The sequence below is a fragment of the Natranaerovirga pectinivora genome (genome assembly GCF_004342165.1).
Lineage (GTDB): Bacteria > Bacillota > Clostridia > Lachnospirales > DSM-24629 > Natranaerovirga > Natranaerovirga pectinivora.
In genome coordinates this window covers 63,386-79,179 of the sequence record NZ_SMAL01000001.1, presented here as the reverse complement: position 1 = coordinate 79,179, position 15,794 = coordinate 63,386, and the positions used below count along the sequence as shown (strand labels likewise).

Below are 15,794 nucleotides of genomic sequence, written 5' to 3'. Positions count from 1 at the left end.
CTTCATCGCTCCTTATATGCTAATCCTTACTAAGTATATCATTGTTTTATTTATAAGGCAAAACTTTTATTAGTTTAAGCTTCTCTTATTAAGTTGTACAATATTGAATTTTCTAATTCAACTTTTTTGTTTTTAATTAAGTCGAAAGTAATATATGGTAAATCTAGCTTTAATGTTACTATACCTAACTCAATAAAGACATCTAATACAATTAACACCTTTATAAATTCATCATCTTCGTATTTATTAATTAAATTAAATATTGTAATACTTTTCTTGTCTATCTTATAGAAATAATTTAGCTTTTTATAGATGAGTTCAAATTCACCTCTTGAAACATTGATTAATCCATATTTAATTAATAAATCCTTTAGCTCATTATCTCCTGTTTTTTTGGTTTTATTATAATCACTTATGTTGTTTTTTAGCCCCATTACTAATTTTTCAGGATGTCGTATATCTTTTATCATCATTTGGGAACTTTTTAACCCATTCCACTCATTAATTGATAAAGCACATAAAATTTCCAAATGACTACCTTCCTCAAAATAATCACAAAAATTGGCCATATTAAATCCAATACCATTGATTCTCTTATCCTTCTCTTTTACATCAATTCTTAAATGGGTACTATCTTTACCTATTGCTTTTATAGTATGGGTTACACCTTTTACCACAAATAATGGTTCTGGATTACCTAACCCATAGGGTTCCAAAGCCTCTATTTTCTCTACTAGAGATAAAGTTACTTCTTCAATACCAATGGCCATATCAGCCTTTAGTTTAGGAATTAATGTGTCTTCTGTCATTTCTTTTAAAGCATATTCATTTAAATTTTGTCTTAATAATGGAATTTTATCCTCATCCAATGACATACCAGCAGCCATATCATGTCCACCGAATTTATTCATGAGATGTTTTGTGCTACTGAGGGCATCAAAAATACTAAACCCCTCAACACTTCTTGCAGATCCTGAGGCAATACCCTCTTCAATACATAATATTATACTTGGTCTATAATATTTTTCTGTTATTCTAGAGGATACTATACCGATTACGCCATGGTGCCAATGGGAAGATGCAACAACTAAAATCTTCTCATTTTCAACATCGTGTTCTTCTTCAATTATTTTAACAGCTTCATTGAATATCTTTTCTTCTAATTCTTGCCTCAATCTATTTTCCTTATTAAGTTCTTCTGCTATTTCTAGTGCATGGTTATAATCCTCTGTTATAAATAATTCTACGCCCCTCTTTGCATCACCTATACGCCCACCAGCATTTAACCTAGGGGCTAATCTAAAACCAATAAATCCTGCTGTCATTTTATTCTCTGGCTTATACTCACTTATAGCCAACAATGATTTTAATCCAATATTCCATGTGCTTGGAATGGTCTTAAAGGCATTGAATGTAATAATTCTATTTTCATCCACTAAAGGTACAATATCTGCCACTGTCCCAATTGCCACAATATCAAGGTATTTCCATATTGTATCCATTGAAATATTAGAAGCTTCAATACTTAAGGCATGTATAAGCTTAAAAACAACACCAACACCAGCTAGCATTTTAAATGGGTAATTACAATCTTTTCGTTTAGGATTAACAACAGCAATGGCTTCAGGTATACCCTCTTGACATTCATGATGATCTGTTATGATCATATCTAAACCAATTTCTCTACCATAAGAACATTCTCCAATGGCAGTAATGCCTGTATCAACGGTTATAACAAGATCAACACCCATTTCCTTAATGGCTTTTAGTGCCCCTGTATTGATGCCATATCCTTCTTCTAATCGATTGGGTATATAATAAATCACATTAGCACCCAGTTCTTTTTTTAAGAATAGGTATAAAGTACTTGTACTTGTAATGCCGTCAACATCGTAATCCCCATATATACATATTTTTTCATTTAAATCAATGCCTTGTAGAATCCTATTTACTGCCTTGTCCATGTCTTTTAATAAAAAAGGGTTATGAAATTGTTCTTTTGAAGGATTTAAGAATAGATTTAGTTTATCTTTGTCGTCAATCCCTCTATTAGCCAATATAGTAGCTATAGGCTTAGGGACTTTGGCAAACTGCATAATTTTTTCTATAGGACTATCTGTTTGTTTAAACTCCCAGATGGTTTTTTTAGGTACCATATTAACCTCCTAAAAACTTCTTCACATTTAAAACCAATAGTAACACTTCATAGTAACTAAGGGATAGACTTGAAAGTAGCGGAGAATAAATTCTCCGCTACCATATTACTCACTATCTAGTTATTAAGCTTTTTTCGCTTCTTTTTTCTTTAATATATTCCAAAGTGGACTTGCAATAAAGATTGAAGAGTAAGTACCACTTAATATACCAACCATTAATGGTAGTGCAAATTCTCTTAATGATGTAATTCCAAAACCTATAACAAATAACATAGATATCATTAAGAATGTTGTAATAGAGGTATTGATGGAACGCCCTATTGTTTGACTTATACTTGAATTAATAAGTCCTTTATAGTCTCCACGTTTCATATCAACTTTGTTCTCTCTTATTCTATCAAATAATACAATGGTATCATTGATAGAGTAACCTACTATTGTTAACATTGCCGCAATAAATGAGTTGTTAATTGGTATTCTAAACACAGAATAAACAGCTAATACAACAAGAATATCATGTAATAATGCTACTACTGCACTTGCCCCAAATGTAACATCTCTAAATCTTATTGTTATATAAATTAACATTGCTATTGCAGCAATAATCACTGCTATAATTGCATCGTTTCTCATTTCACTACTAACTGTTGCACTAATACCTTCACTTGTAATTGCATTGGCCTCTACTCCAAAGTTTTCACCAAGTATTTCATATAGCGCAGATCTTTCTGCCACACCTAATTCTCTTGTTTTAATAATAACTTGGCTAGTACCTGTAACTCTTTGAAGCTGAGGATTATTGTCCCCTGTAGCTTCAGCTACAAGTGGTCTTACATTTTGCTCTATTTGATCAAAGGTCATTTCTTCATTAAATTCAACTAATGTAGAAGTCCCACCAACAAATTCAATATCATAATTTAAGATATCTCCCATTGTACCTAAATTAATTGGCATAGCAACCAATCCAACAAGGATAACTGCTATAGAAATAACGAACCATCTTTTTGTATTTTTAATAACATCAAATACCTTAATTTCTTTTTGTATGCCATATAATTTTCTATCTTTTAGACCAGCTTGCATAAATAAGTTCATTAATACTCTAGATACCAATAAAGCTGTAATCATAGATAAAATAATACCTAGCCCTAAAGTCTGAGCAAATCCTCTAATTGGACCTGTTCCTTGCCAGAATAAAACGATAGCAGCTATAAGGGTTGTAATATTCCCATCTAATATAGCAGATGTTGCTTTATTAAAGCCTGATTTAATAGATGATCTTAATGTTTTTTCTGCAGCCAATTCTTCTTTGATTCTTGAGAAAATAATAACATTAGCATCTACTGCCATACCAATAGATAAGATAATACCTGCAATACCAGGTAATGTTAATGTAATATTAAATAAATTAATAAAGATAATCATTAATGATACGTATAATAATAAAGCTAAACCAGCTACAACACCAGGCACTTTATACATAGCAATCATAAATAATATCACTAAGGCTAAACCAACTAACCCTGCTAAAATACTTGCATCTATTGCATCTTGTCCTAATTTTGCACCTACAATATTAGAACGTAATTCTTTTAATTCAATAGGTAATGCCCCTATTCTAATGGTTGATGCCAAGTCTCTTGCTACTTCAAATGTTGATATATCTGAAATACTTGCATTCCCACCTGCTATAGGCTGACGAACAATAGGCATGCTTTCTAACGCATTATCATAATATATAAATATTCTTTTACCAACATTGGCTCTTGTTCCTTCTTCAAATTTTCTTGCACCTTCTTGATTAAATTCAAGAGATACAGAATACTCTAATTGACCAATATTATTTTGAGATGTAATTGCCGTAGCATTTACAACATCTGCTCCTGTTACGATAATATTATTATCTTCATCTCTAAATTCTAATGCCCCTGGTCTTCCTAATTGTTCAAGAATATCATTGGCATCTGAAACACCAGGAATATCAATATTGATTCTAGTTCTACCTTCTCTATAAACCTCTGCTTCTGTACTGAATCTATCTGCACGTCTTTGTAATCTATAAATGGTATCTGCCATTTCTTGCTCTGTAAAGCTTTCTGTAACAGCTTCATAAGTAATACTCACACCACCAGCTAAGTCCAACCCTAACCTTATATCTTCTGCACTCCCAATTTTATCTGGACCTATTCCAGATACCGCTACAAATATACTACTAGCAATGATTACTAAAGCTAATAGAAGACCTAATAGACTTTTCCCCTTCATAAAAAACTTCCTCCTTAAGTAATAATATGTCTTTGTTTTTTTATGTTCCATTCAATTATAGGTTCTATGAACACATTAGTCAAGAATTAATGCATACCAATAACAACCTATTCAGACAATTTTGCCTTCATCATGATAGCACACTCAATTCTTTTTTTCTCCAATTCACAACCAATATCATATACATCATAGATATTCCCATGGAATTGATAAGAATTTGCACTACATCCACCACTGCAATAAAATTTTGCCCAGCAATTATTGCATTTTTCTTTCGTATAAACATTACAGTTGCTAAATTCCTTCTGAGTTTCCTTATTGGTTACACCAGTATCAAGATTACCCATTAAGAATTCTTCCAACCCTACATATTGATGACAAGGGTATAAATCACCCCAAGGTGTTACTGCTAGATACTCATTCCCTGAGCCACATCCTGCTAATCTTTTAGAAATACAAGGTCCTTGGTTTAAATCAATCATAAAATGAAAAAAATTAAATTCTTGTCCTTCTTTAAATCGGTCAATCATTTTTAAAGCTAGTTTATCATACTCTGCAAATAAAGTTTCTAAGTCTTCTTTTTTCAAACTATAGTGCATCTCATCAGGTGCAACAACAGGTTCTACAGAAATCTGTTTAAATCCTTCATCTGCTAAATGCAATACATCTTCTGCAAAATCCAAATTATGATGTGTAAATGTTCCTCTTACATAATAATCTTTTTGTCCTCTTTTAGAAACGAACTCTTTGAATTTAGGTAAGATTATTTCATAACTCCCTTTACCATTTGTAGATGGTCTCATTGCATCATTAATGGATTTTCTACCATCAATACTTAATACAACATTGTGCATATTCTCATTCAAGTAGTTTTGTACTTCCTCACTGAGTAAAATACCATTTGTCGTCATTGTAAATCTAAAATTCTTATTATGTTCTTTTTCTCTACTTCTTGCATAGTCAACGATTTTCTTAACCACATCAAAGTTCATTAATGGTTCTCCACCAAAGAAATCAATTTCTAGGTTTTTACGCTTCCCTGAATTTTTAATAAGAAAATCTATGGCTTTTTTACCAACTTCTAAAGACATCATAGAACGGCCACCATGGTATTCCCCTTCACCTGCAAAACAATATTTACACGCTAAGTTACAATCATGGGCTATATGTAAACATAGTGCCTTTACGACTTTTTCAGTTGATTTAATTGTTGGTATATGTTCCTTATATGTATCTTCCGTAAACAACAACTGGGCATTTACTAATTCTTTTACTTCTTCTATACCTTCAATAACATCTGCTTTATTGTATTGTTGACTTAATTTAGCGACAATACTATCCTCATTTTCTTTTTCAAAAAGACCAATAATGTCATAAACCATATCATCAACAATATGGATAGATCCACTACATACATCTAAGACGATGTTAATCCCATTGCTTTTATATTGATGAATCAAAATGATTCTCCTTTCATCCAAATAGCGACCCGTTACAGATAATAAGCAGCGACACTTGTCACTGCTTCATTAATTAACGATCTGTATTTTCACAACTTTGATTTCCTACTGTACAAGATGTTTTACAAGCTGATTGACAAGAAGTTTGACATTCTCCACAACCACCCTTTTTAAGGCTTTCATTTAATGTTGAAGTATTAAGTGTTTTTATATGTTTCATTTTCAATATCCTCCTTTACCATTTAACTTGGATTATTATACCACACTATTCTCCATTTTCAAAGAAAAATATTGATAAGTTATGAATTTGAAACATAACCCAATTCTAACTAAACATCCCGCCTAGGGTGCCTCCACCAACACATAAGGCTAGCATTGTAAATATTTCTTTCACCGCTCCTATTTGTTGATTAATGATTACTGATCCAACTATTAATAGAATAAAATAAATAAATCCAGCTAAACTTCCCCAAATCCAAGCATTATCTTTAATACTTTTTCCTGTAATCCACCCTGCAATAATTGTTGAAAAAATATAAGTTACCACTATGCCTATGTATATTTGACTTTCTGTAATATCAAACTTGAATAGAAGATATGTTAATAATAAGATCATTATTGCAGTAAATATGTAGCCCCATAAAACACCTTTTATTACAGATAATGGTTTGGATCTTTCAACTACATTCACTCTACTTCTTGATTTATGCATTGTTTCCCCTCCAACTTCATTATATAATATTATACGATGGTAATTTATTATTTATGATTGTTTGTGGAGGTTTCATTACAATATTAGTAAATATAAGGAAGGAAGAAAAATTATGATAGATTTACATGTTCATTCAAATGCTTCTGATGGCACTATGACACCAACTGAATTGGTTACTTATGCAAAAAACAAAGGCATTAAAGCAATTGCATTAACAGATCATGATACAATTAACGGGGTAAGAGAAGCTAAAGCAGTTGGTGCGGCCTTAGGTGTCGAAGTTATTAGTGGTATAGAACTTTCTACAAGTTATAACAATAAAGATGTTCATATTTTAGGTTTATTTATTGACGAGAACAACAAAGGTTTTATTGACGAACTAGATGCTTTTAAAGAATCCCGTAGTGATAGGAATGAGATGATGATAGAGCGTCTTAATGAATTGGGCATTGATATCTCAAATGAAGATTTATCAAATGAATCTTGTGATGGTGTTATAACTCGTGCACATTTTGCTAAAGTGTTACTAAAAAAAGGGTATATAAAAAAAATTGATGAGGCTTTTAAAAAATATATTGGGGACAATTGTCCTGCTTTTATTCCTAGAAGTAAAGTCACTCCTGAATCAGCTATTAACCTTATAAAAAAGTACAACGGTATTTCAATATTAGCTCATCCTTTTCTCTATGATTTAAGTACTAAAGGCTTGATAGGGCTTATTGAACATTTAAAAGAGGAAGGTTTAGATGGTATTGAAGCTATTTATTCCCTACATTCTGGCTCAGAACAAAGTTATATAAAGCAATTGGCTAAAAAATATGATCTTCTTATTTCTGGGGGTTCTGATTTTCATGGTAGTAATAAGCCTTTTATTGATTTAGGTGTTGGTAAAGGGAAGCTTTTAGTGCCAGATGCAGTGTTAGAAAAATTAAAACTAAGTTTGATATAAGTGACTTTGTGATACTAATTAAAGGGCTATATAATATACTTGGCTGCCTTTCCTTTCAGCCGGTCGACGCCAAGTATATTATACCTGAATTATTCACGAAAGCATACCAAATCAGACCTACGACCTTTAACCCTCTTAGAATCCATAGGCTGATTGATGGACTACCCGAGTACATCTTGCCTATGAACCCTAATAGAATCAAGTCTCTTGGTCATATTAGGCATGTTCCGTAAATAATTCAGGTTATATTAGCCCTTTAATTAGAGAAGCCTAGTTTCTTTTTAATAACACTACGTATTATTTCTATTTTTATACTTTTATTAATTTGGTGAAATATATTTCACAATATAAAAACCTCACCAAGTATATTAGTGAGGTCATCATCCAACTATTTATCAATTTCTTCTGTTTCTCTTACTATTGTTAATTCAGGTTCTCTTACAGATGCTACAGCATCTTTTAATATTGGTACTCTTACACTTTTGTTTGTACCAAATTCAACGATTAATGTGTTGTTTACTACATCAACAACTCTACCAAATAATCCCCCTGTTGTTAACACTGAATCCCCAACTTTAATACTGCTTTGCATATCCATAACTGCTTTTTGACGTTTTTTTTGTGGACGAATCATTATAAACCATAATAATCCTAGGAAACCACCATAAATAACAATGATTCCTAACCATCCACCTCCTGCTTGACCTGCTTCAGCTCCTGCTTCAACGCCTGCTCCTAATAGTGTTAAAAAATTAGCCATCCTTTTATCCTCCTCTTAATTTATATTTTTTTAGGATACTCTACTGTACTTGCGTTACAATCTAGTTCCCATTATTATATCTTTCAAGTTTTTCTGCTTTATAGTCACTATATCGATTGTTCTCTATAGCTTCTCTGATTTCTTCCATCATACTATTGTAAAAATATAAATTATGAAGAACACACAATCTCATACCAAGCATTTCTTTGGCCTTTAATAAATGTCTTATATAGGCTCTGCTATAAGTGGTACACGCTGGACATCCACAACCTTCTTCAATTGGTCGATCATCCAGTTCAAATTTTGCATTTAACATGTTCATTTTACCATGATTAGTATACACGTGTCCATGTCTACCATTTCGTGTTGGATAAACACAATCAAAAAAGTCTACGCCTCTTTCAACTGCCTCTAGAATATTCTGTGGCGTTCCAACGCCCATTAAGTAAGTTGGTTTGTTTTGTGGCAAATGGGGCACAACTGCTTCTAATATTCTATACATTTCATGGTGACTTTCACCTACTGCCAAACCACCAATAGCATATCCTGGGAGATCTAATTCAGATATGACTTTTGCATGTTCAATCCTCATATCTTCATAAGTACCACCTTGATTGATGCCAAATAATAATTGGTTTTTATTGATTGTATCATCTAATCCATTCAATCTATTTAATTCATCTTTACATCTAACCAACCATCTTGTGGTTCGATCAACTGAATCTTTCATATACTCTCTTGTTGCTGGGTATGGTGGACATTCATCAAATGCCATAGCAATTGTAGAAGCCAAATTGGATTGAATCTGCATACTTTCTTCTGGTCCCATAAATATTTTTTTACCATCAATATGAGAAGAGAAATATACACCTTCTTCTTTAATCTTTCTAAGACTAGTGAGAGAAAACACTTGAAATCCACCTGAATCTGTTAAAATTGGTTTGTCCCAAACCATAAATTTATGCAAACCACCTAATTTTCTAATCACACCATCACCTGGTCTTACATGAAGATGATATGTATTAGATAATTCTACTTGGCATTTTACTTGTTTTAGATCTTCTGTAGACACAGCACCTTTAATAGCAGCAGCCGTACCTACATTCATAAAAACAGGAGTTTGTATTACACCATGTACAGTATGTAACTCTCCTCTTTTTGCTTTACCATCTATATTATGAAGTTTGTACATTAAAAAATCACCATTCCTTTTCAATAAGAAGTATACCCTTATTGTACCAAATTTTCAAGACAAAGTTGTTTTAACTTGCCATTCCTTTTTATATTATATATAATAATACCATTATTTAAACATTATACAAGTAAGATGGCTCTTGCTAGTAAATATAAGTTTTAATTTTGAGTTTTAATTTAAATTTTATATAAATTCTGGAAGGTGGTACTATATTATGGCAGGTTCAAATTTCGGAGATTTATTTAAAATCTCTACTTGGGGAGAATCCCACGGAAAAGCTCTAGGCGTTGTTGTAGATGGATGTCCAGCAGGTCTTGAGTTAACTGAAGAAGATATTCAAATTGACTTAAACAAAAGAAAACCTGGTCAATCATCTTTTGCAACACCAAGAAAAGAAAGTGATCAAGTTGAAATATTATCTGGTGTATTTGAAGGTAAAACCACAGGAACACCTATATCCTTAGTTATATTTAACCAAGATCAACGCTCTAAAGATTATTCAAATATAAAAGATGTCTACCGTCCTGGTCATTCTGATTTTGTGTACGATAACAAATATGGCTTTAGAGACTATAGAGGCAGCGGACGTGCATCAGGAAGAGAAACCTCAGGAAGGGTTGCAGCTGGTGCCATCGCAAAAAAACTACTAGCCTCATTAGGCGTAGAAATTACTGCCTATACATCATCTGTAGGTCCAATATCCATCAATCGTGACAAATTCGATAAATCAGAAATATTAAAAAACCCATTCTATATGCCTGATGTAGACGCTTCAAAAGAAGCAGAACAATACTTAATTGATATTATGAAAGACCAAAACTCATCTGGTGGCACCATAGAATGTATCGTCAACAATGTTCCAAAAGGATTAGGGGAACCTGTATTTGATAAATGCGATGCCCTCCTTGCAAAAGCTATAATGTCAATCGGTGCAGTAAAAGCAGTCGAAATAGGAAGTGGCACCAATGCATCAAAAATGACTGGCTTTGAACACAACGACTTCTATGACATAGAATCCGACAATGTTGTAAAACAAACCAATAACGCAGGTGGAATCGTTGGTGGTATCACAGACGGAAGCCAAATCTTCCTAAAAGCAACCATAAAGCCAACCCCATCCATAGAAAAAACACAACCAACCATCAACAGCTTCGGCGAAAAAATAGACATCAACATCCACGGCCGCCACGACCCAATCATCGTACCAAGAGCCGTAGTAGTCGTAGAAGCAATGGTAGCCCTAACACTAGTAGACCTACTACTAAAAAGCATGACCTCAAGAATGGATTTAATTAAAAAAGTATTTAATTAAAAAAAGCCCAGATGGGCTTTTTTTAATGTGACGAAGTCACTTGGTCTTGCTTATACTGACGCTAGCGTTAAGGATTTTCCGTATATATGAGCGTAATAGCGTAGCCAAGGATGGCGTAGCGAAACCCTCACAACCAAGGATGGTTGTGGGTTTCTGAAGCTCATATATATGGTAAATCCAAGGACACACTTAAATTAATTCAAAACTCTATCAAACAACTCATTCTCAACCCCCCACCGAATAAAATGATCATTCAAAACCTCCGCCCCCTGATGATTCAAATGGGCATCATCCCTAAAGTGTTCATTCACAAAAATACCTTCATCCACATTCACAATATTATAATCAATATAAGGCAATTCATACCCCTCAGTCAATCGACTAATCTTTTTGTGTATATAATCATAATTCTCTATCCGCTCCATTGAAATATTAGCAACTGGTGCTGTTACCAAAATAACCTCAATATCATTTTCAATAGATAACTGAATAAACTTATCAATATACTCTAACTGATTAGGATGAGGCATCCACTGCCTCCCATCAAACCCATTAAACTGATTTTCTTCTTCCATCTTCGCCCTTGTAATCACATAATCAGCAACCACATACCCTTTAGACCTATAAAACTCTGTCCCTATTTGTTCCTTTATTAAATCAATATCTTCTATTATCTCATTTCTATTTAACCACTCAGAAATCCTCTGATTATAATAAGCAAAAAAATCCCCCTGATATCGAATTGCTTTAATATAATACTTCACCTTTTCATTCAAGGGGAAAACCTCGTGTATATACGCCTCTTTTAATGCATCATTATCTAGTGCTTCAAAAAACATATCTACCTGTCGTAAATTAAAAGGCTCATCTAGCATATCCCAGTAAATCTCAAAAACTACAATACTAGGCTTTTGATAATTTAAAACTTCTCTTAGAACAAAATAACTTGTATCAGGATGCTGCAACGGCGTACCTAATTGAAAAGAGTTAATTTCTAATGCCTCATCAAATATTTCAGGGTCAAAGGAACAATAAGAATGAGAAGACCCTATAAAAACCATATCCAATGTGTTCTCTTCTAATTCATAAAATTCCTGAAATCTTGCTATAGTATAAGACATCGTTTTATTTTTTAAAGCAATGCTTTCAAAGTACTCTCCTACTAAGTAAACAATAAAACAAATGCCAATAACAAATAGAATCAGTTTTATCGTCCATTTAAAACTGGAAATATATAAATTCGCTGGCATCATAAAAAACTCCCATCGTTATAACAATAATCAATAACATATAATAAAAGGACCATCGGACCACTAAATTACTTTTTAGAAGCCGCTTATCCAAACTCTCTATTCGACTTAACCATTCAATAACAATTAATAATAATATTGCACTAACAAGAACAATTATATACCATAAGGTAACACCAAGGTTTGTTAATATTTCATAAAGATAATTTAGATCAAACCATAAAACCCAATTATTAAAAAAGTTATTTATAATAAATTTTGCTTCTGTAAAGGTATTGGCTCTAAAAAAAATCCATGAAAAGCCAACCAACACAAATGTAAAACCACTTTGCATTACCTTAAAACAAAAATTATTTTTATTAATTTTCAATCTTTTTATTATACTTTTTCTTATTGGTATTGTAAGATATCCAATAATTTGATAGATACCATGTATTGCACCCCAAATAACAAAATTCCAATTGGCACCATGCCATAATCCGCTAATTAAAAAAGTTATAAATACGTTAAACAAAAATTTAGGAACAGCTACTCTGCTGCCACCTAGAGGTATATATAAATAATCTTTAAACCAAGTTGATAGAGAAATATGCCACCGTCTCCAAAAATCTTTTATAGACTTTGCAAAGTAAGGTCTTTTAAAATTAGTCATTAAATTGATTCCTAAGATTCTTGCTGTTCCAATGGCTATATCAGAATACCCACTGAAGTCACAAAAAATTTGAAAGGCAAATAAAAATGTAGCAATGAGGAAGTATAACCCTTCATAATTATAAGGGTTATTATAAATCTCATTAACAACCACTGCTGCTCTATCTGCAATAACCACCTTTTTAAAAAAACCTAATAAAACTTGTTTTAGACCAGATAAAACTCGGTCAAATTCAAATTTGTGTTTTTCAAAAAATTGTGGTAATAATTTATCTGATCGTTCAATAGGACCTGCTACTAGCTGTGGAAAGAAAGACACATAAAGAGCAAAAATACCTAAGTGTTTTTCTGGTTTAATTCTTCCCCTATAAACATCGATTGTATAACTCAGGGTCTGAAAAGTATAAAAAGATATTCCCATTGGAAGAACAATGTTAAATGCAGTAGGAATGGGATAGGTTACATTAAAAAACGAAAAAGCTCTACTTAGTGACTCATTAAAAAAGAGGGTATACTTGAAGATAAAAAGCAATCCTAGATTTACTACAAGACTAACTATAAGATAGTTTTTTCTTTCTCTTTTATTTTCTGTTTCACCCATTTTCAATGCGACACTGTAATCTACCAAGGTGGAAAAAATAATCAAAACAATAAATATACGATTCCAAGACATATAGAAATAATAACTACTTATTAATAACAATAGCCATCGATACTTAAAATCTAATGTAAAATACAACGCCATTACAATTAAAAAAAACATAATAAACCCAAAAGAGTTAAATAACATAATTCCACCTACTATACAAAAACAAATTCCACCTATCTTTTAGGTAGTCTTAAAAAAGTTATATATAGTATGTGTCATCTTAATAAAATACATCAAAAAAATCCTATAACATTATAGATAAATGTCATAGGATGCTTTTTTACTCTGGATATCCAATTTTTTTCTTTACTTTTCTTAATGTTTTATTGGCTAAATAACTGGCTTTTTCTCCATTGTTTTTAATCACTTGGTTAATATATTCTTTGTCTGCACTTAATTCCTTAAATCTTGTTTGTAAAGGTCTTAGCCCTTCTACAATGGCTTCACCAACTTCTTTTTTTAGGTCCCCATAACCTTTTCCTTCAAAGTTAGCAACAGCACTTTCTATTCCCATGCCTGTCATAGCACTGTATATATCGATTAAGTTTTTAACACCAGCCTTGTCCTCAGAATATCTAATCTCTCTATCTGAGTCTGTTACCGCTCTTTTAACCTTTTTCATTATCACATCAGGCTCATCTAACAAAGAAATAAAAGCATTGGTATTCTCATCTGATTTTGACATTTTTTTAGTTGGGTCTTGAAGACTCATTACCCTTGCACCAACTTTTCCAAAGTATGGTTCTGGAATCTTAAACACATCTCCATAAATATTATTAAAACGTGTTGCAATATCTCTTGCCAGTTCTAGATGTTGTTTTTGATCGTTTCCTACTGGAACTACGTCTGTTTGATACAATAAAATATCTGCAGCCATGAGAATTGGGTACGTAAAAAGACCTGCATTTATATTGTCTTCATGTTTCTGTGATTTTTCTTTGTATTGGGTCATTCTATTTAATTCACCCATATAAGTATAGCAGTTTAAAATCCAAGCCAATTCAGCATGGGCTGGTACATGAGATTGATAATATATAATGTTTTTTTCTGGGTCTAGTCCTGCCGCAATATATAATGTTAATAAATCTCTTGACCTTTTTCTTAATTCTGCAGGATTATGTCTTACTGTAATAGAATGCATATCAACAACTGAAAACAAACAATTGTATTGTTCATGTAAAGAGACCCAGTTTTTCAATGCCCCTATATAATTTCCTAAGGTAATAATACCTGTTGCTTGCATCCCACTAAAAATAACTTTTTTTTCATCAGCCATTTTTATTCTCCTTTTTTCCTTTTGTTATACAACTTCTCTAGTAGATAAGTTTAGCATAATATGGGTTTTTATTCAATAGAAGTACCACTCTTAAAATCCAAATTATATTTCAGCCACCACATTACCCATCTCACTAATCTCATATCCACCAATATCTTTGAATTCCATTTTAAATTTATCTGAATTGAGAATTTCTAACATTGCTATAATTCCAGGTGTCTCCATATCTTCTTTTTTTATAACAAGTTCATATCTTTCTTTTTGCAAAGGAATAAAATCAACACTATTGACTTGACTTGCTATTTTTTCGTAACCTACTGCTACATCTGCCCCGCCTCTTCCAACAGTGCTTGCAGCTGTAAGATGGGAATGACTTTCACGGGTATAACCTTTTATTGTATTTCCCTTAATTCCTAATAATCTAAGGTGTTCATCAAGGAGAACTCTAGATCCTGCCCCTTTTTCTCTATTAATAATGGTTATATCTTGACGACTTAAATCACTCCAAGTATTAATATTTTTAGGATTCCCTTTTGCAACATAAAACCCTTGCATTCTATAAGTGAGGTGTATTATTACTGCAGGAATACCAGGCAACAATCTTCTTACATATGGAATATTATATTCCCCTGTATCTCCATCCCATAAGTGAGCCGTAGCCACTTGGACATTACCATAGTAAAGTTCTGTTAAACTGTTGTAACTCCCTATATAAGCTCTAAGTGCTTGTGCCCCTTTAGGATGTTCCTTAATGTAATTTGATAAAATATCTAGAATTAAATCTTGTCCACAGATCACCAACCCTCCATAAGGGTTATGAATCACTTTAGATGATGTATTCCCTGTTGGCAATTCATTATTTTCATCCGTTTCATTAGGTTCTTTTATAGTCTTAGAATTTGAAATATACGATTCAACATCCTTTAACTCTATTCGTACTTTTCTACCAACCCTATAAGAGTTTAACTCTCCTCTTTTTATTAACTCATAAACTGTATTTTTTGCAATTTTAAGCATATCTGCAACTTCTTGTGTTGTTAGAGCAGTATTTTTATCCATAAATAATACCATCCTCCATAATTTTATTTCTAATATTATATCACGTTTCATAATGTTTAGCAATTTTAAGTCACGTTTCACATTGACACCATGATGAAAC

Annotated in this window: 13 protein-coding genes; 2 read left to right on the top strand and 11 right to left on the bottom strand. The window is 32.3% G+C overall.

Going from position 1 to position 15,794, the window contains the following annotated elements:
• Positions 1 to 74: 74 nt before the first annotated feature.
• From recJ to EDC18_RS00350, 5 genes are all read right to left on the bottom strand, one after another.
• Entirely contained in the window at positions 75 to 2,156 is a 2,082-nt protein-coding gene (recJ, locus tag EDC18_RS00370) for a single-stranded-DNA-specific exonuclease RecJ (protein WP_132249113.1), read from the bottom strand.
• 123 nt (positions 2,157 to 2,279) lie between these two features.
• Positions 2,280 to 4,421 carry a protein translocase subunit SecD gene (gene secD / locus EDC18_RS00365; RefSeq protein WP_132249112.1) on the bottom strand — a complete coding sequence of 714 codons (2,142 nt, stop codon included), beginning with the start codon at positions 4,419 to 4,421 and terminating at the stop codon, positions 2,280 to 2,282.
• 107 nt (positions 4,422 to 4,528) lie between these two features.
• Positions 4,529 to 5,881 carry a thioether cross-link-forming SCIFF peptide maturase gene (gene scfB, locus EDC18_RS00360; protein WP_132249111.1) on the bottom strand — a complete coding sequence of 451 codons (1,353 nt, stop codon included), beginning with the start codon at positions 5,879 to 5,881 and terminating at the stop codon, positions 4,529 to 4,531.
• A 73-nt stretch (positions 5,882 to 5,954) separates the two neighbouring features.
• Positions 5,955 to 6,101 carry a six-cysteine ranthipeptide SCIFF gene (gene scfA / locus EDC18_RS00355; protein WP_132249110.1) on the bottom strand — a complete coding sequence of 49 codons (147 nt, stop codon included), beginning with the start codon at positions 6,099 to 6,101 and terminating at the stop codon, positions 5,955 to 5,957.
• A gap of 105 nt (positions 6,102 to 6,206) precedes the next feature.
• On the bottom strand, positions 6,207 to 6,593 hold the full coding sequence (locus EDC18_RS00350) for a TIGR04086 family membrane protein (protein WP_132249109.1): 387 nt from the start codon (positions 6,591 to 6,593) through the stop codon (positions 6,207 to 6,209).
• Between the two features lie 112 nt (positions 6,594 to 6,705).
• Here EDC18_RS00350 and EDC18_RS00345 point away from each other — a divergent pair, with 112 nt between their 5' ends.
• Positions 6,706 to 7,542: a PHP domain-containing protein gene (locus EDC18_RS00345; RefSeq protein ID WP_132249108.1), complete on the top strand. Its 837-nt coding sequence runs from the start codon at positions 6,706 to 6,708 to the stop codon at positions 7,540 to 7,542.
• Positions 7,543 to 7,930: 388 nt separating this feature from the next.
• On the opposite strand, the gene yajC is transcribed toward EDC18_RS00345, so the two are convergent.
• Positions 7,931 to 8,302: a preprotein translocase subunit YajC gene (yajC, locus tag EDC18_RS00340; RefSeq protein WP_132249107.1), complete on the bottom strand. Its 372-nt coding sequence runs from the start codon at positions 8,300 to 8,302 to the stop codon at positions 7,931 to 7,933.
• 61 nt (positions 8,303 to 8,363) lie between these two features.
• On the bottom strand, positions 8,364 to 9,494 hold the full coding sequence (tgt, locus tag EDC18_RS00335) for a tRNA guanosine(34) transglycosylase Tgt (RefSeq protein WP_132249968.1): 1,131 nt from the start codon (positions 9,492 to 9,494) through the stop codon (positions 8,364 to 8,366).
• Positions 9,495 to 9,711: 217 nt separating this feature from the next.
• Between tgt and aroC the strand changes: the two genes are divergently transcribed.
• Entirely contained in the window at positions 9,712 to 10,809 is a 1,098-nt protein-coding gene (gene aroC, locus EDC18_RS00330; RefSeq protein WP_132249106.1) for a chorismate synthase, read from the top strand.
• Positions 10,810 to 11,003: 194 nt separating this feature from the next.
• Here the strand turns inward: aroC and EDC18_RS00325 are convergent, their stop codons facing one another.
• The 4 genes from EDC18_RS00325 to EDC18_RS00310 form a co-directional block, all read right to left on the bottom strand.
• On the bottom strand, positions 11,004 to 12,062 hold the full coding sequence (locus EDC18_RS00325; RefSeq protein WP_132249105.1) for a hypothetical protein: 1,059 nt from the start codon (positions 12,060 to 12,062) through the stop codon (positions 11,004 to 11,006).
• Positions 12,028 to 13,500 (bottom strand): MBOAT family O-acyltransferase, encoded by a 1,473-nt coding sequence (locus EDC18_RS00320; protein WP_132249104.1) that lies wholly within the window; start codon positions 13,498 to 13,500, stop codon positions 12,028 to 12,030. Before EDC18_RS00320 ends, EDC18_RS00325 begins: the two co-directional genes overlap by 35 nt.
• Before the next feature lie 139 nt (positions 13,501 to 13,639).
• On the bottom strand, positions 13,640 to 14,635 hold the full coding sequence (trpS, locus tag EDC18_RS00315) for a tryptophan--tRNA ligase (RefSeq protein ID WP_132249103.1): 996 nt from the start codon (positions 14,633 to 14,635) through the stop codon (positions 13,640 to 13,642).
• A 102-nt stretch (positions 14,636 to 14,737) separates the two neighbouring features.
• Positions 14,738 to 15,694 carry a substrate-binding domain-containing protein gene (locus EDC18_RS00310; RefSeq protein ID WP_132249966.1) on the bottom strand — a complete coding sequence of 319 codons (957 nt, stop codon included), beginning with the start codon at positions 15,692 to 15,694 and terminating at the stop codon, positions 14,738 to 14,740.
• Between the last annotated feature and the right edge of the window lie 100 nt (positions 15,695 to 15,794).

Coding starts and splice junctions, on each gene's coding strand:
- EDC18_RS00325 (WP_132249105.1), bottom strand. CDS start 12,062: ATGATGCCAGCGAATTTATATATTTCCAGTTTTAAATGGACGATAAAA.
- EDC18_RS00350 (WP_132249109.1), bottom strand. CDS start 6,593: ATGCATAAATCAAGAAGTAGAGTGAATGTAGTTGAAAGATCCAAACCA.
- EDC18_RS00320 (WP_132249104.1), bottom strand. CDS start 13,500: ATGTTATTTAACTCTTTTGGGTTTATTATGTTTTTTTTAATTGTAATG.
- scfA (WP_132249110.1), bottom strand. CDS start 6,101: ATGAAACATATAAAAACACTTAATACTTCAACATTAAATGAAAGCCTT.
- EDC18_RS00345 (WP_132249108.1), top strand. CDS start 6,706: ATGATAGATTTACATGTTCATTCAAATGCTTCTGATGGCACTATGACA.
- secD (WP_132249112.1), bottom strand. CDS start 4,421: ATGAAGGGGAAAAGTCTATTAGGTCTTCTATTAGCTTTAGTAATCATT.
- trpS (WP_132249103.1), bottom strand. CDS start 14,635: ATGGCTGATGAAAAAAAAGTTATTTTTAGTGGGATGCAAGCAACAGGT.
- yajC (WP_132249107.1), bottom strand. CDS start 8,302: ATGGCTAATTTTTTAACACTATTAGGAGCAGGCGTTGAAGCAGGAGCT.
- recJ (WP_132249113.1), bottom strand. CDS start 2,156: ATGGTACCTAAAAAAACCATCTGGGAGTTTAAACAAACAGATAGTCCT.
- aroC (WP_132249106.1), top strand. CDS start 9,712: ATGGCAGGTTCAAATTTCGGAGATTTATTTAAAATCTCTACTTGGGGA.
- tgt (WP_132249968.1), bottom strand. CDS start 9,494: ATGTACAAACTTCATAATATAGATGGTAAAGCAAAAAGAGGAGAGTTA.
- EDC18_RS00310 (WP_132249966.1), bottom strand. CDS start 15,694: ATGGATAAAAATACTGCTCTAACAACACAAGAAGTTGCAGATATGCTT.